The 18,202-nt window shown below is 54.6% G+C and carries 21 protein-coding genes and 1 pseudogene; 6 read left to right on the top strand and 16 right to left on the bottom strand.

Annotated features, from left to right (window positions below; translation table 11 throughout):
* The first annotated feature begins 30 nt into the window (after nt 1-30).
* The 4 genes and pseudogenes from NH8B_RS09550 (at nt 31) to NH8B_RS09540 (ending at nt 4,545) form a co-directional block, all read left to right on the top strand.
* On the top strand, nt 31-1,152 hold the full coding sequence (locus NH8B_RS09550) for a succinylglutamate desuccinylase/aspartoacylase family protein (RefSeq protein ID WP_014087130.1): 1,122 nt from the start codon (nt 31-33) through the stop codon (nt 1,150-1,152).
* Between the two features lie 92 nt (nt 1,153-1,244).
* A pseudogene (locus NH8B_RS20470) lies at nt 1,245-2,466 on the top strand (IS3 family transposase).
* Nucleotides 2,467-2,778: 312 nt separating this feature from the next.
* The gene (locus tag NH8B_RS21380; protein ID WP_083844252.1) at nt 2,779-3,072 is read left to right on the top strand and encodes a helix-turn-helix transcriptional regulator; all 294 of its coding nucleotides are present in this window, start codon (nt 2,779-2,781) and stop codon (nt 3,070-3,072) included.
* Between the two features lie 285 nt (nt 3,073-3,357).
* Nucleotides 3,358-4,545: a tyrosine-type recombinase/integrase gene (locus NH8B_RS09540; RefSeq protein WP_014087127.1), complete on the top strand. Its 1,188-nt coding sequence runs from the start codon at nt 3,358-3,360 to the stop codon at nt 4,543-4,545.
* A 309-nt stretch (nt 4,546-4,854) separates the two neighbouring features.
* Here the strand turns inward: NH8B_RS09540 and NH8B_RS20905 are convergent, their stop codons facing one another.
* The 6 genes from NH8B_RS20905 to NH8B_RS09525 all read right to left on the bottom strand — a co-directional run bounded on the left by NH8B_RS20905 (nt 4,855) and on the right by NH8B_RS09525 (nt 9,184).
* Nucleotides 4,855-5,151 carry a hypothetical protein gene (locus NH8B_RS20905; RefSeq protein ID WP_148282971.1) on the bottom strand — a complete coding sequence of 99 codons (297 nt, stop codon included), beginning with the start codon at nt 5,149-5,151 and terminating at the stop codon, nt 4,855-4,857.
* Between the two features lie 274 nt (nt 5,152-5,425).
* Nucleotides 5,426-5,902, bottom strand: a complete 477-nt coding sequence (locus tag NH8B_RS20900) for a hypothetical protein (RefSeq protein ID WP_148282970.1) — start codon at nt 5,900-5,902, stop codon at nt 5,426-5,428.
* Nucleotides 5,903-5,919: 17 nt separating this feature from the next.
* Nucleotides 5,920-6,771: a DUF4034 domain-containing protein gene (locus tag NH8B_RS09535; protein WP_014087126.1), complete on the bottom strand. Its 852-nt coding sequence runs from the start codon at nt 6,769-6,771 to the stop codon at nt 5,920-5,922.
* 291 nt (nt 6,772-7,062) lie between these two features.
* Nucleotides 7,063-7,479 (bottom strand): hypothetical protein, encoded by a 417-nt coding sequence (locus NH8B_RS09530; RefSeq protein ID WP_041702910.1) that lies wholly within the window; start codon nt 7,477-7,479, stop codon nt 7,063-7,065.
* 417 nt (nt 7,480-7,896) lie between these two features.
* Nucleotides 7,897-8,406, bottom strand: coding sequence for a hypothetical protein (locus tag NH8B_RS20895; RefSeq protein ID WP_014087124.1), 510 nt, complete (start codon nt 8,404-8,406; stop codon nt 7,897-7,899).
* 415 nt (nt 8,407-8,821) lie between these two features.
* Complete coding sequence (locus NH8B_RS09525; protein WP_014087122.1) at nt 8,822-9,184, bottom strand: hypothetical protein; 363 nt, start codon at nt 9,182-9,184, stop codon at nt 8,822-8,824.
* A 420-nt stretch (nt 9,185-9,604) separates the two neighbouring features.
* On the opposite strand from NH8B_RS09525, the gene NH8B_RS09520 reads away from it, so the two are divergent.
* Nucleotides 9,605-9,901 (top strand): hypothetical protein, encoded by a 297-nt coding sequence (locus NH8B_RS09520; protein ID WP_148282969.1) that lies wholly within the window; start codon nt 9,605-9,607, stop codon nt 9,899-9,901.
* Between the two features lie 32 nt (nt 9,902-9,933).
* Here NH8B_RS09520 and NH8B_RS20890 read toward each other — a convergent pair whose 3' ends face one another.
* The gene (locus tag NH8B_RS20890; RefSeq protein ID WP_148282968.1) at nt 9,934-10,221 is read right to left on the bottom strand and encodes a hypothetical protein; all 288 of its coding nucleotides are present in this window, start codon (nt 10,219-10,221) and stop codon (nt 9,934-9,936) included.
* A gap of 363 nt (nt 10,222-10,584) precedes the next feature.
* The gene (locus tag NH8B_RS20455) at nt 10,585-12,630 is read right to left on the bottom strand and encodes an AAA-like domain-containing protein (RefSeq protein WP_014087119.1); all 2,046 of its coding nucleotides are present in this window, start codon (nt 12,628-12,630) and stop codon (nt 10,585-10,587) included.
* A gap of 505 nt (nt 12,631-13,135) precedes the next feature.
* On the opposite strand from NH8B_RS20455, the gene NH8B_RS20190 reads away from it, so the two are divergent.
* Nucleotides 13,136-13,696: a BRO-N domain-containing protein gene (locus NH8B_RS20190; RefSeq protein ID WP_051002156.1), complete on the top strand. Its 561-nt coding sequence runs from the start codon at nt 13,136-13,138 to the stop codon at nt 13,694-13,696.
* Between the two features lie 75 nt (nt 13,697-13,771).
* On the opposite strand, the gene NH8B_RS21055 is transcribed toward NH8B_RS20190, so the two are convergent.
* From NH8B_RS21055 to NH8B_RS09475, 8 genes are all read right to left on the bottom strand, one after another.
* Entirely contained in the window at nt 13,772-13,912 is a 141-nt protein-coding gene (locus tag NH8B_RS21055; RefSeq protein ID WP_158453619.1) for a hypothetical protein, read from the bottom strand.
* Between the two features lie 137 nt (nt 13,913-14,049).
* Nucleotides 14,050-14,556 carry a lysis system i-spanin subunit Rz gene (locus tag NH8B_RS09505; RefSeq protein WP_014087117.1) on the bottom strand — a complete coding sequence of 169 codons (507 nt, stop codon included), beginning with the start codon at nt 14,554-14,556 and terminating at the stop codon, nt 14,050-14,052.
* A gap of 2 nt (nt 14,557-14,558) precedes the next feature.
* Nucleotides 14,559-15,101: a glycoside hydrolase family 19 protein gene (locus NH8B_RS09500; RefSeq protein ID WP_014087116.1), complete on the bottom strand. Its 543-nt coding sequence runs from the start codon at nt 15,099-15,101 to the stop codon at nt 14,559-14,561.
* A 71-nt stretch (nt 15,102-15,172) separates the two neighbouring features.
* The gene (locus tag NH8B_RS09495) at nt 15,173-15,481 is read right to left on the bottom strand and encodes a hypothetical protein (protein WP_014087115.1); all 309 of its coding nucleotides are present in this window, start codon (nt 15,479-15,481) and stop codon (nt 15,173-15,175) included.
* Nucleotides 15,482-15,575: 94 nt separating this feature from the next.
* Nucleotides 15,576-15,803 carry a hypothetical protein gene (locus tag NH8B_RS09490; RefSeq protein WP_014087114.1) on the bottom strand — a complete coding sequence of 76 codons (228 nt, stop codon included), beginning with the start codon at nt 15,801-15,803 and terminating at the stop codon, nt 15,576-15,578.
* Entirely contained in the window at nt 15,803-16,663 is an 861-nt protein-coding gene (locus tag NH8B_RS20450; protein ID WP_148282966.1) for a hypothetical protein, read from the bottom strand. Before NH8B_RS20450 ends, NH8B_RS09490 begins: the two co-directional genes overlap by 1 nt.
* Before the next feature lie 145 nt (nt 16,664-16,808).
* Nucleotides 16,809-17,552 carry a hypothetical protein gene (locus NH8B_RS09480; protein WP_014087112.1) on the bottom strand — a complete coding sequence of 248 codons (744 nt, stop codon included), beginning with the start codon at nt 17,550-17,552 and terminating at the stop codon, nt 16,809-16,811.
* 229 nt (nt 17,553-17,781) lie between these two features.
* Nucleotides 17,782-18,201, bottom strand: a complete 420-nt coding sequence (locus NH8B_RS09475) for a hypothetical protein (protein WP_041702907.1) — start codon at nt 18,199-18,201, stop codon at nt 17,782-17,784.
* Nucleotide 18,202: the final 1 nt, after the last annotated feature.

Raw genomic sequence — 18,202 nt, 5'->3', positions numbered from 1 at the left:
AGAGGCCCCGCATCAGCAAAGTACGCAACTATGAAACAATACCAGCACCCCCTGCAGGGCATGTCTCTGGGATCCCAGCGCCACATTAGCAGTTTTCATTATGGTGACAGCTCACAGGGCCAGCCACGTGCCTACATCCAGGCCGGTCTGCACGCTTCAGAAATCCCCGGCATGCTCGTAGCGCATTATCTTCGGGAAAAGCTGCAGTTACTGGAAGATAGCGGTCAATTGACCGGAGAGGTCATTGTCGTGCCGGTTGCCAACCCTGTCGGACTGGACCAGACCGTTCTAAGCTATCAGATGGGAAGATTCGATTTTGCGACCGGGCAGAACTTTAACCGGCTGTTCCCATCCCTGGCCGAAAGCGTGGCTCAGGATGTTGCCGATCAGCAGAGGGGGAGTCCGCAAGAAAATGTCCAGCTTATTCGGCGGGCATTACAGAGGCAGCTCGCTAAATTTAAGACAGTGCGTACCGTTGACTCATTACGTACCACATTGCTTGCTCTTTCCTGCGGTTGTGACCTAGTGCTGGATCTTCATTGCGACTGCGAATCTGTGCTTCACCTCTATACACATCCTGCATTTTTGGATGCGATCATGCCACTGTCTGCCCTGTTGGGCGCTCACGCGACTCTCTATGCAGAGATTCAAGGCGGCTCACCATTTGATGAGGCACATGTCGAATTCTGGACAAGACTCAAGACACTCCTGCCGCAACATGACATACCGTTGGCAACTACTACCGCTACTATCGAGCTAAGGGGGCAATTGGATGTCGGTCATCAACAGGCTGAAGTAGATGCTGACGCCATTATCGAATACCTGCGTTTGAGTGGTTATTGCGAGGGAGGCAAGGCGGTTGAGGTGCCATTCCCATCGCACAAGCCGACGCCATTGGCAGGAACAGAAGTAATTGTGGCGGAAAAAGCCGGCGTTATTACATATGTTGCAGAGTGCGGCAAGTATTTGCAGCTGGGGGAGCCAGTCGTTGATGTCGTTGATCCTATATCAGGTGAAACTATTCGTTATGTGGCAACAACTGCTGGTGTTATGTTTGCTCGGCAGAACCGACGTTATGCGATGCCTGGCATGGATCTGGCATATATAGCAGGGAAGATCCCACTACGGACCGGTGAGTTACTGTCCATGTAAGGCTCTCTTTGTGAAATCGATCTGGACGAGCCCCCTGAAACACAGGACACCATTTCCCCCTTAAGATAAGGGATAGGCATACGACTGTGTTTATGACTCACACTAACAAACCCTCCGTAGAAGTCCTTGGCCGCGAGCGCCGCCGGCGCTGGTCAATCGAAGAGAAATTGGCCATGGTGCGCGAGAGCTTCGAGCCAGGACAAACCGTGTCGCTGGTGGCGCGCCGCCATGGCATCAATCCGAATCAGCTCTTCCATTGGCGCAAGCTCCATCAGGATGGCAGCCTGTCTGCCGTGAGTGCCGGCGAAGCGGTAGTGCCCGCCTCGGAGTTGGCCGAAGCGATGAAGCAAATCCGCGAGCTTCAGCGCCTGCTGGGCAAAAAGACCATGGAAGCCGAGATTCTCAAGGAAGCCGTGGAGGTCGCCCGCTCGCGAAAATGGATTGCGCGCTCGCCCTTGTTACCGGAGGACGGCCAGTGAAGCTGGTCAGTGACTGCCTTGGTGTAGCGCGCTCCCATCTGGCCGTCCGAAGCAAACGCTCTGCGGATTGGCGCGACGGTCGCCGGCATCGGCAGCTGGATGATACGGGGCTGATTGCAGACCTGAAGACGCTCATTAGCGACTTGCCTAGTTACGGCTACCGTCGGGCGTGGGGGCTATTGCGGCGCCAGCGAGAAGCCCTCGCTCAACGGCCGGTCAACGCCAAACGGGTGTACCGGGTCATGAAGCAGCATGGCTTACTACTGAGTCGCCGGATGAAGCAACCTGGGGTGTCGCGTCGGCATGAGGGCCGTGTCGCCGTGGCGAGCAGCAATACCCGCTGGTGCTCCGATGGTTTCGAAGTAAATTGCGACGATGGCGATAAGCTCCGTGTCACGTTCGCCCTGGACTGCTGTGACCGCGAGGTCATGAGCTGGGTGGCCGGCACTGCTGGCTATCGAAGTGATGACGTGCAGAACGTGTGCTGGAGGCCGTGGAGAAGCGCCTCGGCCTGGATAGGCCATCGGCGCCGATAGAATGGCTGAGTGACAACGGTTCGGCCTACACGGCAGAGGCCACCCGAACGTTTGCGCGGATGCTTGGCCTTGAGCCGGTGACGACACCGGTGTGCAGTCCACAGAGCAACGGCATGGCAGAGAGTCTGGTTAAGACGATAAAGCGGGATTACGTGACGCACATGCCGAAACCGGACGCCACAACCGCCTTGCGAAACCTGAGCATTGCCTTCGAACATTACAACGAGTATCACCCGCACAGTGCACTGAAATACCGTTCCCCACGGGAGTTCAGACGACTGGCGGCAACATCAAGCTAAGGGTGGTTTGGTGTCCTGAGATACAGGGGCAAATCCACCCAACCAGTCAAAGCCCTTGCTGTACTTAGACATTGACCGTGTCAGCCTTTACCTTCAGTTCGTAAACCTAGTCAAAGTTCATGCAAAATAATTGGCTCATGCAGTGCATAAAGCTGTCTGAACGCCACTCTGCCGGATGCGAATCCGATCACTTGCCTGATATCAATAAAGGGCCAGCCGTTCACCTGCATAACCGCCCTGCGAAAGGGCTGGAGCAACTTCACCCGCTCTCTCGACCATGGGTTGCATGGCCACTACCCGGCCATTCCTGGCATGCCATGCGATAACCACCCCGATCACCAACGCCGGCCACAAAGACGGTGTTTTTATAAAGAGGCGCCCGTACAAGACCAACTGATGAATATCCACGCGGTCAAAGCGCGCGTATCCATGGGCAAGACCAAAATCTACAGTTTGATCAAGGGGAAGAATTTTCCCCGTCCCTACCATCACCCTTCCCTCGGAAAGTTTCCCCACTGGCTGGCTTCTGCCACCAGGCATTTATCGGCGCTGTTGCCAGTGGGGCCGAATGGAAAGACAATGACAAGCACCGTGCGGCATAACTGAGCCCACCGATTTGCATTGTGAGTAAGGATGTGAGTAACGAAGTGGCCATTTAGCGATGCCACTCAGCAAATATAAGGCTTAAAGGCATCATATGCTACTAATGATCGATAACCCGCCTTATCGATCATCACCCTCCCTCCCCCTCCCCACAGCCCTTGAAAATCAAGCATTTCCAGTAAATTCCCTCCGCAATTCTCCGTTCTACACCATGGCAATCCAGTAAAAAACCGGATAAATTACCGGATAAATTACCGGATAACAAAAACATCTTATCCGGTTTATCCTGTGCCGCTTTCCGACGTCAAAATCCGTACCAGCAAGCCACTCGACAAGCCGTATAAGCTCCAGGACGGCAAGGGGCTGTACCTCGAGATAAGGCCGACCGGCGCCAAGTTCTGGCGCTACCGCTACTGGACATCGCCGACCAAGGACGGGATCTACACCATCGGCGAATACCCCGACGTGTCACGGGCCGAAGCCCGCGCCGAGCGCGAGCGCGTGCGGTTACTGGTCAAGGAAGGGAAAAACCCCACGGCCGAGAAGAAGCTGGACAAGCTGCGCTCCCAGAAGGAAACCGCCACGACGCTCGCTGTGGTGGCCGAGGAATGGAAGGTGGTCAACTGGCCGCACTGGTCGGAAACGTACCGGAAGCAGGTTGAAAAGCACCTGCAGCGCGATCTGCTCGACGAGTACGGCGAACTCCCCATCCGCGAAGTCACCTCGGCCCAGCTACTCGCTGCCATCCGCAAGATCGACGAGCGCGGCGCGCCGAGCATCGCCAGGCTGGTGCGACAATGGGCCGGCAGCATTTTCCGGCATGCGATTGCCACGCTGCGCGCCGACAGCGACCCCACCTACCCCCTGCGCGGCGCCCTGAGAATGCCGCCGACACGTCACAACGCCCACCTCTCGGCTGACGAACTGCCCGGCTTTATGAAAGCGCTCGACGCCTATAAGGGATTCGGCCTCACGCGCCTTGCCGTCAACCTGCAGATGCTCACCTTGGTACGCACCCAGGAGCTGCGCCTGGCGGAATGGACCGAGTTCGATCTGGACGCCGCCGAGTGGCGCATACCGGCCGAGAAGATGAAGATGCGCGATCCCCACATCGTGCCGCTACCGAAGCAGGCCGTGGCGATCATGCGCGAGTTGGAGCCGCTGACAGGCCGGCGTCGATGGGTTTTCCCGAACATACGCAATCACGATACCGGGATGACCAACACCACCATCCTGCGCGTGATCGAGATACTAGGGTACAAGGGCCGGGCAACCGGTCATGGATTCCGCGCCACGGCCTCCACCATCCTGCACGAACAAGGCTGGAACTCCGACATCATCGAGCGCCAGCTCGCGCACCTGGAGCGGAACAAGGTCAAAGCCGCCTACAACCATGCCGGCTACCTCAAGGAACGCCGGGAGATGCTCCAGGCCTGGGCCGATTACCTCGACCTTCAACGTGACAAAAAGGCGTAAGCTTCGCCTCCTCGCCTCCTCGCCTCTCATCTTCGCAGGAGCGTCTTCATCGACCGGATACTCGCCGACATGACCGTCAGCGTCACCGCACTCAAACGTAACTTTGCCAGCGTTATCCGCTGAGCGGGGGATGCCCCGGTGGCCGAAATCAACCATTTTGTGACGACCTCCCCGCGCTTAGACTTCGTCAATGAACGCGACATCATGATCGGGCGGAAATATCAAGTCGAACTCTTCATCCGGCGCCTGAAAAATGTCGTAAACGCAATTTTCAGCACCATCAATCAACTTGAATATTTTTCATGTGACTCACCACGCATTCCAACAAACAACCACCACAACCCAGATCAAAAATGGAAAAACCATAATCCAAAACACACAATGCCAATATTTAATTTTATGCTCAAGCCAAGGCCGTGCTCCGCGAAAAATACCCCAGAAAAAAAGCGGCATTACAATTAGCCAAAAAAACAAAAGTGGATGCCCCAGCCTTGCAGATAGCGCATCGACCGGCAGCAAAACAATAGGAAGCATCCATGCTGGTGCAAAATGACGCCAGTAGACCTTTGCTACAGCTAAAAGTGTAGCGGGCGAAGTCTGATTCATTTTCTTCCAACCAAAGGCCAACTTCCTAAATCACGCTCTTGAACATCATCGTGTGCGGCAGCAGCTTGATTGCCTCACGGATCTCGACTTTCTGACAATAGACGCTTTGCCGCCACAAAGAAATCCCGTCTGCGGCGACAGGGTCGGGGTTGGCCGAGGACATGGGGTGCGGGCGGGATCGTGCAGCGCGGCGGGGTAAGGCAAGGGGGTATGAGGGCAAAGGGTTGCGTGAGACAACCAGGCACTGCGCTTCGAGTGCGCCCTACGGGCTGCATTAAACCGTTGGTCCGCCAGCAGAGGGACCTTCGGCTTTAGCATGCTCTGTGGCACAAGGCCCATCACGGTACCGTTTAAATGCATCGCGCATCCAGGCTACACCAAAAATGATAAGAGCTGGCCCCACGCCGAACGTCAGAAAGCCCCCTGTATACTGCGGTAACCGCGCCCAAAGTGAGTTGTAGAGAACCCAGCCGACAATGGTTAAACCTGCTAAAACGGCTACACTCCCGAACAGAGCTTGTGGCAGGCCAAAAACAATACCCACCACAAAGAGCACAGGGGAGTTTGTCGGTGAGTTACGTAGTTTTCGTCCGAGATCTATCCAGGCAAGGATTGCAATAGGAAGCGCGACAAAGATCAGCAGCAGGAGCCAAGCCGTAAGCCAACCATCATTGCTTGTACGGGAGATAGCTGCACAAAGTGCAGCGAACACACTCACGGACATCAGAAATTTGACAAGCGCCTGTTTCATCACAACTGCCGATCAAGCTACTTGCAATATTCCGGTTGATGGGACAATTTGCAGACAAACTCTTCTGCTTGATGCAGATAATCCTCTCTAAATGTTCCGCCAATGCGTTTCGCCCTATTTAGGGCTGCCAGAAAATCACTATGTGCCGCCACATAGTTTTTATTCTCCCACGCCGTCAATCCTTGATCGTTAAATTTTATTGCCTCAAGCTGCCATATTCCAATTTGGTCGACCCCCTCCTTTTTCGCAGAATTTATATATTCTTCCATCAACTTGTAAGAGCCTCCCCACCTCGGTTCAAGTGTCGCAAAGTAGCGCGCTCTTACCAGACGGTTATTTGGGAGCATCTTGTTGGCTTCCAAGTGCAGTTTCTGAGCATCCTCATCATCGCCACGACCTTTGGCGATATCCAGCAAATGGAATACCGACAAGTATGGTTTTTTAGTCAAATAAAGAGATGAAATAAGCTCGGCCCGTGATTGCGTAAAAAGCTTTTCCATTTCGTCAATATTTTTTTGTGGCGTTTTTGATATATATTTATCGCCTCTAATTTCCCATGCTTTTTTCTTGATGAATATACCCAATGCCAATCTGGATGCGTATGACTTAGGGTAAGCCGCCACCCACTCACGGAGCGCATTTTCCTGGGCCTGATTTAATTTGTAGAATGGGCGAAATGCATTCCTCAGCTCAATCTCAGTAACTTTCCCCGCCTCAAATTTGGTCTGTATTTCATTCAGGTAATTATTGAGAAATTTAAAATCTTTCTTTTCCAAGGCATTTATTGTGGCTTTGTCATCAGCGTAAGCGTGAAACGGCAATACAGCGAAGAGTGTTAAAACAAAAAAATGTTTAATTACCTTCCACATGGTTATCGTTCCTTATGCAACAAGACAGTCGCCACTAACCGCACGGGGAAAGCCATTGCAAACATCGAGCACAATAGGCGAGCAGGATGACAATGGATATGCATTAACACTACACAAAAACACTCGTAACAACTAGGACAAATTGGAAGCCTATTTGGACTGGTCTAGCAGAACGGGCGCGGGCGGAATTGGGTGTCGGCGCAGGGACGCCCGGACAGCTCGGGTGGGCATGGGGCCGGGTTGTATGCGGCTCACTGCGTGTCGCTTCGAGTGCGCCAAGAGGGGGGCAGCTTAGGGCAGTGGAGCCTTTCCAAGCGATGTGTCGAACTCTTGTGAAAGGCATTGCAGAACCGATGTGATCATGCGGCCCGTGATGTACGACTTAACCTGTTCGGATTCGATTGGCTCTTTCATGTCTCTTTCGGAAAGGGGCCAAAACTTTTCCAAGCGAGGGTCTGACGAGATTTTTGCCTCAGAACAATTGCAGACATCCGCCGTCTGGATGGGCCGGGCAGACAGAGCAAGCGTGATCTCTCGATGGGTCGTAATTTGAAAAACCATGCGCTCGCACGCGGGACGGAGTGCGCTTAGCAACTGCTCGCGCCGTTCAATTCCCACTGAGGATAGCTGCGCGGAAGCCGGCGGCGTCAGCATCAATGACGAGAAGGCCGTGACAAGGTACGCCAGTTTGCAGAATTGCGGTTTCATGGCAAAGCATCGGGGTTTAGTGACGGCCAACTTAAAGTGGCCGTCTTGGATGTCGAATTCTTTTGCGTTATGGGGCTTCCCTGCTCAGCAGGAAAGGTACGTTAACCATAGACAAAACCCGTCAGCGGCGACAGGGGCCGGGGTTGGCCGTGGGGATGGGTGTGGTGGATCGGACAGTGCGGCGGGGTTGGGTGTGGGGAGTGTGCTGCGGAGGGTGACGCGGGCGCCCGGACGGCGCGGTTGGGCATGGCCTGTTGTCAGGGGCTGGATTGCATGCGGTGCACTGCGCTGCGAGTGTGCCCTTCGGGGTGTTACGGGTGTCGGGACGTTTCGCGCTACGCGCGGAACGTCCCGACACCCGAAGGGCGCGTATTGAACGAAATGTCACGCTAACCATTTCGTATCAAATGCGTAAAGTCATTTGCTTATTTTTGAAACGATTTTATTAATATTGTTTTGCCACTCCTGGATAGACTCATCACTTTGCGAACCACGCCAAATTCTAGATATTTTATAACCAGCTTTTTCCGTCGTGTACGCAAAGTGGCTAAGGTGCATTACCCCTCCATCAGCCAATCCACATTCAGACGACCAACCAAGATACGGGGTTTTTTCATTACCCACATCTATTTTGCTATTAAAATTTTTGCAGTTTCTAGAAGCTGCCCGAGCATCACTACTACGCTTCTCAGTTGGTGAAACCTTATCTTCAGGATCAACGAATAGAACTACACGATCATTTCCCGCATTGGCACGCCAGTCGTATTTCTTTATCCCAAAAGCTCCAAGACCAAGCGGATCAGATTTTGTTGCACTCCACTCAGAAGACTTTGGAGTCACTGTATTTATGATGAAATCCTCCATCTCGTCAGCATGTGCACCGACAGAAACAACCAGAAAAGATGCTGCAACTAAATCCCAACGCATACCACTATCCTTCCTTATATCTAGAAAGAGACGCCCTTACTGGCGTATTTTTTTGCATTATGACCAATGGCACGGGGCTGCCAGCCCTGATCTGCTTAGTCTCATGACATTGTATATCTACATATCATAAAAGAAAATCATCTGCCGCGACAGGTGCCAGAGTTGGCTGAGGAGGTGTGGTGCTGGCGGGATCGGGCGGCGCGGCGGGGTGGCCATGGGACGTGCGCGGCGGTGGGTGGTACGGGGCGGCCGGACGGCATGGGTTGGCATGGCCTGTCCGGGACCGGGTTGCAGGCGGCGCACTGCGCTGCGCTTCGAGTGCGGCCTACGGGGTGCTGCGCATTACGGCCTTGCGGTCGCCCAAGTAGACGACCGCAAGGGTGAGATCGGCAAAGCCTCCTCACGAAGCGACCAATTAATTTACTTGCTTGATCTGAAACGCCCAGATACCGACGATATTGCCGGTAAACCCAGGCTCGATTTCATGAAAAGAAACCCCGTCACACTCAAAAGTTTCTTGCATAAGCCCGTCAACCATCTTGTTATCAACGAAATACTTTAGAGCGTTGGCGACGAATGATGCCGGAGAGTAATGCCGCCCTGTCCCCTCACCCATAGGGGTTGATGCATCTTGGGAAGGATATTCCTGGACCAGAGTTTTCCATAGTGGCGACCTTGCCTTTTGAAGTCGCTGGCAAATTTGATATGCCGTCAGAAAACGTCCTTGTGCTAATTGAAGAACATTCAGCACTTCATCTTGTATTTCGTCAAACCGCATGATTCATTCCTCCAAAACCCCCTAAACAATAGGGGTCCCCAAAGACGTATTTCTTGTGTCATCCCTAGCGACGCTGCGCTATGGGGCGGTGATGCCTTGCTTGATGATCAGGGCATGTCCACATCATAAATCAAACCCGTCAGCGGCAATAGAGGACCCGGCCTGGTCGAGGGGGAGATGGGCGTAGTATCGGGCGGTGCAGCGGGGTTGGGCATAGGGCGTGCGCGGCGGTGGGGGCGCGAGGCGCCCGGACGGCGTGGGTGGGTATGGCCTGGCTGGGGCCGGGTTGCGTGGGGCGCACTGCGTTGCACTTCTAGTGCGCCCTACGAGGTGTTGCGGGTTACGGCCTTGATCGTGTCACGCATTGCCACTGTCTTCTCCACCGTGACTACCGAGGGAACTATGGTCGCTGGCGCCGGCATGGCCAATTTGATCATCGAAACTATGGTCGCTATCGAGCGCGCAAAAATCCGGACTGGAGCCGCGGATCTGAGTACCGACTATGATTGCGATGGCCAAATAGCCCATCAACGCACCGATGACGCCACTACCCACAATAACGTAGAGCTCCGTTGCGACAGGCCAAGTGTGAAAATTCGGTCCACCGATGAAAATGCCAGACAACAAACCGACACCAAGCCCACCAAGCAGACCACACCTCTTGTATCTCTGAAGCGGGTCACCTTCACTTCTCATAAGCGCACCCTAACAGCGTGAATAGCCGGCGCTCCCAAGCGCGCCAGGTTGATTTAACGGTTAGACTTTTCTTGAATTTCAGTAGTGGAGAATTCAATACCCCCTATTCTTTTGGCAACGTGGTTGTAAATCCAAAAAAGAGATCGTGAAATGACGTAGCCCATCCCGCCATAAAATAGTGGGGCGATGAAAAAAAACCAAAATGGAAAATTGGAGCCAGCAGGCGAAAAAATCAGCCCAACAATACCGAAAAGAACAAAAGGCAGTGTAAATAGTACATACAAGGCCGAAACGACTTTTGCGGACTGGTGGGTTGAAATATGAGTGATTTGTTTAATCATTGAGTCCTCTGCACGTACGTTGTTTTCAACCTAGAAATAGATGCCTAAAAGCCGTAGTTTTGCGGCTTTTCAGCGACAGATGGGTGTCAGCCCTACTCTGCCTGGTTTGATGGCGCTGCGTACGTTAACCATAGACAAAGCCCGTCAGTGGCGACAGGCCGGGGTTGGCCGAAGGGATGGGGTGCGGGCGGATCGGACGGCGCGCTGGGGTGAGTGTGCGGCGTACGTGCCGGAGGGTGACGGAGGGTGGCGCGAAGACGTCCGGACGACGCGGATGGGTATGGCCTGTCAGGGGCCGGGTTGTATGGGGCGCACTGCGATGCGCTTCGAGTGCGCCCTACGGGATGTTGCGGGTTACGGCCTTTACCCAAAAATTTGAGGGACCTTACTAAGTCGCGTTTTAAACCAAGAATAACTATTTAGAAAATCATCACGATCAATGATTGATACCGGCTTCGCATGGGCCTCATAGCGTCTAGCTATATTTATGGTATCCATGTTCATTTCAAAGCGATCGAGCTTATTATCAAAAGTTGGGCCAAGATCATCCCAATTCGACTTAAATATCGGCTTCAAATCTGATAAAAATAGCTCATTTATGGCATCCTGAGGGCGTCTACCAACAAAAAGTTGGCTCAAATCTTGCGCACCTGCCCTTTGGCGAAGCCCCTTCATGATTCTATCAGAAATCAGCTTATCATCGAATCCAAATTTAAACCCAAGGACCATCAATAGATATTTCCTTAAAGCCACTTCAATCTCAGTACGTCTTTCGAATAAAAGCGACAAGTCTTCAAGGTTGGGCTCTTCTGGAAGAACACTTAGCGGCAGATCACCACGCCTAAACGGAGAAATTATTTTTTTGTACGAAACCCCATATTCGTTAAGAAAAACATGCAAATCCTTAATTGCGAAGGATCCGCTATCTCCATGAACAAGACCGTATCTAACAAATTGGACAACTTTTTCGGGACTTTCCTTAAGATAGGAAAGCACAAACTCAGTATCGCCATCAGCAAGTATTAACAGAAGTTCATACTCTTCAGGATACCACCACACCAACGATAAAAGAATATCCTTAATTGGCTGAGCCAGACGATTTCGTACACCCGACTTACAGCACTCAAAATCTTCTGTTGTTACATAAATTCTTTTATCAACAGGAACATCCCCTTTTGAACGCACCACCTCGCTACATGCCAGCCTAATAAGGTACGGATGCCCACCATAAGTATTCTTCAAAAAATCATAACAACTTTCATCAAATGAAAATCCAGAATACTTGCCGATCGACCGCACCATGTCGCGAACACTTGTGCGTGTTAATGGCTCCAAATAGTAGGGTACGGCAAGTTGAAAAATAGGGTTTTGAATCTGTTCAAAATGCGACTGCTCAACACTCGAAGGATTGACTCCAGCCGTTATAAAACAAAGTTTACCAGTAACCTCTTGCGAAGTAGCGCGAACTGTTTGCCAAAATGGAACAAAATCACCATCCCAATGCTGACCAAGGGTGTTACTTATTCCTGGCGTAATGAATTCCACCTCATCAAAAAGTAAGCAAACTTGATTAATACCCTCCAGACCAACAATCCGCTTCATTAAATGATTAAAACTATTTGCGGCATTCTCTCTATCATAAAGACCAGTATCTTTGATTTTTTTTGTGTGTTTTAACTCTAGAGTGGAACACAAGCGATTTGAAATTTCACGCAATAATTGCCACCATCTCGACCCGTACAATCCGGGGCTTTGACAGTCCATATATTCAACGACAACCCCTTTATCAAAAAGTCGTCGTTGTAGCGCAAAAAGTACAGAAGTCTTGCCAGTTTTTCGCAACCCAAATATTCCAGAATTTTCTCCTCTAGAAGTAATCCGCTGCATTACCTCCTGAACTAGAGAGTCTCGACCATAAAAATATTTATCATGCTTGATCGGAGACGACATACCAAACAAGTCGAAGGCGCCAATACGCTCGGCTAAGCGAGACCGCAAAAAGAAAGGACCTCGCTGCTTGTTACGAAGTTCGTCAGCTTGAATTGTTATTACAATCCAATCATTCGTCTGCTTAAGCAACTCAGCAGTTTCTTCCGCTTTGCCCTCATGAATGATAATTGCAATAACCTTGTCGACCCGATGCCTAAAATCCGGGGCAGCCGAAAAATTCTCGATGTTTGTTAGGGTCCGAGAATCGGTTTTATTGTGCGGCGAATAAAAGGCGATAATTTCCTTTTGAAGACCAAAGCGTTCACCGACATTCGGTTTTGGATCAAGAAGCCAAACAAATTGACCTCCATGTTGATTTCCGAATGTTACGTCAAACGCTTCATCCAAGGCTTCAGCCAGAAGCGTTTGGTCTGGATGCGAGGAGAAAAACCGGTCGCGGGCATCGGATCTGATAGTCATTTGCAAATCACCGAAATTTAATGTTTGCCACAGCAATATAATTGCCCTGGACTGGACGCCTACCATTCTAGCCCCATATGACTCTTGAGTAAATTTCAATGCAACATGCTTAAAACATTTGTTATTTATGCTTTAATCGCAAATGGCTGATCCATATATATATATATAGCCAGCCAAATATTACAAACCTCACAAAAGCAGATGATGCATTCTTTTGCCAGCTTGACAGCCTTACCCCTCCCCACCTATCCTCCGCAGCAAGAGCCTAGAAACTCTTGCTACCACCGGAACCACCCCACGCCCGTCAGCCGTGGATTTTTTGCGCCCATAGTCCGCCCACTGCGGATCTGTCGGCGCGCACCTGCGCCAGAATTCCGATCAATGGCCGGGAGGGTGACGGATACAAGACCCGTAAGGGGAAGAAGTCCGCCGCGTGGTAGCGGTTTCTAGCCTCCCGGCCACCCCATTTGAGGTGGCCAATCCGACTAGAAACGGAGCTACCACCATGAATGCCCTCACCTTTGACGAAACACGCCTAGAAATCGTCGACCACTCCGGCCAACCATGGCTAAAAGCCGCCGATATCGCCCAAGCTCTCGGCTACAAAAAAGCCGATGCTGTTACCCAGATTTACGAGCGTAACAAGGATGAATTCACTGAGGCGATGACCGAGACCCTCAATTTGAGGGTCTCGCGAAACGGCGGCTCGCTCAGCAACGAAACCCGCATCTTCTCCCTACGCGGCGCTCACCTGATCGCGATGTTCGCCCACACCCAACGCGCCAAAGCCTTCCGTCAGTGGGTGCTGGATGTGCTGGAGCAGCAGGCAGGGGCTTCGGCCAACGTGGTGCCGGCTTTGCCGGTGGCCGAGCTGATGCGGCGCAAGCGCTTCTTGATGCACTTCGACGTACGTGGAGAGATGGTGATGCGGGAGGTGCCGAGCGAGGCGATGGTGGCGAGCCCGCGTGAGTGGGCGCAGTTGATTGCCGATCCGGGAGCGTTCTTTGAGCGTGAGGAACTGACGGCGATCATCACGGCGGCGGCGCAGCGGTTGGGGAGGCGCTGAGGCCTCCCGTTGTTGGCTGGTGGTGGAGGTTGAGGAGCGGGCGCGGTGGGCTGGCCACCACGCCCCGTTAGCAAGCTACCACCAGCGGATCGCTGAGAGCAGAGGCGTGATAGCGCAAAGCAGCGGCGTGAGCGCCAAAAACAAGATGCCCATGCCGATGCAAAAACGCAGCCAGGGTGAGAATTGTGTCTTGAGATCAATGCCTTGACGTGTCATTTGGAATCTTCCTCTTGTATACTTCATTACAGATTCCTTTCCTTCCGCTATAAGGATTGGGATACAGAAAGCCCCCACTGCGCTAACAGTTGGGGGCTTTTGCTTTGGTGAGGTTGTTGATGGTGGTTAGTGGGTTGTCATGGCTGGCCGAGTTGCTCGCGAATGGTCAGCCGGTCCGCGCAGCGGTTCAGTTCGATGGCGACGGCGTCGGCTTCGGCGGCGAGGCCGACAAGAAATCCAGCAGCCTCTGCTGAAAGTTCGGCTCGTGGCGCTGGATCGGTGCTGCTTCCGCCAACGTTGGCCGAAGGGTTTGCAACGTGGCAGGCGGCAGGCTTGATGGGGACTGACAGGCGGCGCAGGCCAGCAGCATGGTCAGCCAGAATGCGGGCTTTTTCGGTTTCGGCATGGCGGCGTTGTTCCTGGTAACGGGTTTCGGCGGCGAGCAACTGGCGGGCCGCGTCGGCTTCCTGGCGGCGCAGCCGTTGCTGCAGGTCATTAAGTGCGGCGTTGTGGTTGCGCTCGCGGGTGGTGTCGGCCAGCTTCCACGCCGCCGAGACCACGTCCTTGCCGTGGCGGTAGGTGAGCCAGTGCGAGCCGGCCAGCGCCGCCAGCAGCACCAGCCAGGGAAGGGCTTTTCTCCACATGGTTATCCTTTCAAGATCTGGCTGGCGCGAGCCCAGCAGGCACGGCGTTCTTCGCGTCCATTCTGTCCACCGTTGATGCGGGCGGTGATGGTGTCAAACGCGCCCTTGTCGGCCAGTGCGTTGAGCCCCCTGCCCGCCCAGTACCACGCCGCCGAGCGGCAGGCGTTGACGGGCATTTCCAGCAGTTCGGGGCGTTCCAGCAGCGGCAGGCCGAGCGCCTCGCCGCAGCGGGCGTAGTTGTCGCGCCCGGTGATCTGGATCAGGCCGCGCCCCTTGTAGCGCTGGCCGTCGCCGTCCGGCTCGGGGGTGTTGCCGAGGCGCCGGGCGAGGTTGCCGGTGTCGTAGGCGGCGCCGCTGGCCAGTTCGCGCATGTAGCGCAGTTCGCCGGATTCGTGGGCGATCTGGGCGAGGAACATGGCGACGCGCTGGGTGGTGTCGGCGATGCCGAATTCCTTCATGGCGAGGTTGAGCGGCCCCAAGAAAACGCCCGCTTTGTCGCGGGCGTTGGGCATGATGCGGTGCAGTTGGTCGAGAGTGAGCGGCATGGTGGCTCCTGTCATGAAAAAGCCCCGCGACGTGGCTGACGCGGGGCTGGTGGTGGGCTGCGGGGTGGGGTTTAGTCGTTGGTGCCTCCTTTGCCGTAACGCTTTTCGAGGTAGCGCTCGGCCCAGGAGTTGAAGCCGTCCCAGCCCAGGCGGGCGCAGAAGCCGCTCGCGCCGACCAGGGCGTAGGGGTTGGCATCCGGCCACCAGACCAGCGCCGAGAACGGCGTGACGGTGAAGATGCCGTTGAGCAGGGCCCGGCCGAGCAGGACTTGCCAGCGCGGCAGCGGGACTTGCAAGAGCCCGCGAGCCACGGGCACGGTCAGGCCGAGACCCAGGGCGATGAGTAATGCGTCCAAGAGGGAGAGTGCCTTTTCCGGCATGGTGGAGCTCCAGTGTTTGGCGATGGGTTACCCCATTGCCTCACCCCGATGTGCCCTTGTTATATGGGCCGGGTCTGCGCCCGGCCTTGGTCCTTCACACTTCGATTTCGACAAATTCCAGCACCGGCGCGTCGCCAGTCACCCAGCCGCCCTGGACGAATACCCGGCTGCCGCTGGCGTGGGTGCCGGAGACGCGCAGCGTGCCACCTTCGAGCAGTTGCACGGTGACGGTGCCGTCGGCATGGGTGGCGGTGACGTCGCCCACGCGCACGGTGTCGCCGGGCAGCAGGTCGAACAGCCGGTCCAGCAGGTTGGTTTCCATCAGTCTCTCCTTTCCAGATCGAGCGTTTGGCGCACCACCAGGGCATCTTTCCATTCCGCCGAGACGCGCACGCCACGCGACATGGCGCGGAACGGGTCCGCCCCGGTGACGCTGACGAAGGTGCCGGGCAGCACCAGGCCGAGGCCGTCGAGCATGGGCAGGCTAACGCTGACGCGGGCGGCGCTGCCACCTTGCGCCAGCACGTCCATGCCCCGGTGGCGCGCCGGGTCGGGATGGGTGATGAGGGCATCAACGACGGTGGGGGCGATAGCATCGCCCGCCGTGCCGGTACGCTTGACCCGCGCGGTGACGCCCTGGCGCTCGCCGGTGACGATGACCGCGTTGTAGGCCGGCGTTTCGTCCCACTCCTCGCCCAGCGTTTCCATGACGGCGTCGGGCAGGATGAGGTCGGGCGTAGCATCCGCCCAGGCCTCGGGCATGACCGGGGTGCGCGGCAGCACCGACAGCACACGCTCGCCGGGTTGGCCGAACACGATGCCGCCCGCCGCTTCGGCCAACCGGGTGATGCGACCCATCGGGGTGAGCCCGTCCCAGCTCCAGGCGCCGGCCGGCACCAGCCAGGTGGTGGCCGGCGCCGGGTTAGGTAGCGGGAGCCCCGCCGCCGACTGGATAGCCGCCTGGACGTTGACGCCGGAGCCCCCTTTCGCCAGCCGCTCCAGCGCGTGCCGGGCAGAGACGCCCACCTTGTCCACGTTGCCGGTGGCCGCCAGCTTGTCGAGCGACTCCCTCACCCGCACCTGCTGCCCGTCAGACGATAGAACCAACCTATCGGCCTTGGCCAACTGCGATACGTACCCACGAGTCACGCCGAGGAAGTCGGCGAACTCTGATTTTCGCATTTCCTCGTTCATGTCTCATTTGTAAGCACTAAATTGAAGGTTAACGACTAAACAGGCTAAACAGTTTAGTAAGCAGAAAAACCCAGAGACTAGCGAGGCGTCGGGGGATCCCCACCCGTAACACCCACCCCTCCGGGAAGGACCCTTAGCCCTTCAGGCTCTGGCCCCAGCGCCATCCAACTGACAGCATCACGATCACAGTAGCAACAAGTACAGCAAGGCCAGGCCATCCTTGTTTCCATGCCTGTTTCACTAGCGCCTTGAAGCCAGACTCATTAGCAAGCAAACCTTTTTCGTTCAGCCGTCTTGAGGTGAGGAAAACAGAAGCTAAGGTCTGAACGTATTCGCGGGAAACAAAGACGATGCCGAATATCAGTACCGTCCCGCCAAGCAAGGTTGACGCTGCCAGCAAATTTTCTTGCTTACCCGATGCAAAAATAAGGGCCAGCATAGTGGTGGTGACCACGACAATCCCAACGAATCCAAATAGCGACATGATTAACTCGGTCAGGCCAATGGTAACGTTGTATTTGCCATCGTCTTCCCGACGGACAAAGGGCTCTAACATTCTTACCTGCTTGACGTGAATGAACCCCATGGCAGTAATCTCAAGCAACTGATCACGCCTTTCCTTACTGACGTTCAGGCGTGTCAGTCGGCTGAACGCCTCCTGATTTTTGTTTTCATCACAAAAATCTTTAAGTGCACCTTTTCTACCGACAAGGTCGCTCAGCATCGCAAGTTCTTCTTTGCGCCTTGCCCTACGTTCGGAAGTGGTTTTTGTGTAAAGGCCATGTAGCCGTTCCACAATTGCGACCGCAAGAAGAATGCCGCTTACCCACTTAAAAGTCTCAGGCAACGCCTGGACCAACCCCATTAGCTCCCCCATCAGCCCATCCTCAGGATGACAATCATGGAGAAACCATACCCCACGATACCATCGTCATCAACGTGCGAAGGCGAGACCAAGCCAACAAAGCAAACGCCCCGGCGGGGAAACCGGGGCGCGACACACAACACAGGGGGATGATGGGCAATCGCCAACCATGAACGCAAAAAGGCCTTGGGAAACCCCAAGGCCTTTACGACGCTTTCGCGGTAACGAATTGTTGGTCGAACTATAGGACCAGCTTCAGAACAATGTCAACACCGGCTCTAAGCAATCTGTTATCTGCCATATGAGCCGCCTGCTTGAGATGGCCCTCGAAATCACTGAAGCGGACGGCCAATGCCCTGGTGATCTGAGCCTTCCTAAGCCGCTTCACATAATGCAAGACCAGCAAATCCCGCTGCCAAACCGGGAGCGTGGCAATAACTCGCTCGATCTCAAGGCCCACGTAATCAGGGACACCGGCACCGATGGCGGCAACCGCCTCGGCCTTTGCATCACCGGATCGGTAGCGACTTTCAAGCCCACGGCACTGGTAGTACCGCGGACCGCAGCGGCCTCGGGCCCAGCCACCCCACTTCTCCAGGGCCCCATCCAACGAAACGAACCGGTCCTGAACCGGAAAACCTGCAAAATCATTCAACATCATC

The sequence above is a fragment of the Pseudogulbenkiania sp. NH8B genome, from assembly GCF_000283535.1.
In the GTDB taxonomy this organism is placed as follows: Bacteria; Pseudomonadota; Gammaproteobacteria; order Burkholderiales; family Chromobacteriaceae; genus Pseudogulbenkiania; species Pseudogulbenkiania ferrooxidans.
The sequence above is the reverse complement of the archived record's forward strand: the minus strand, read 5'-3'. Positions and strand labels throughout refer to the sequence as shown.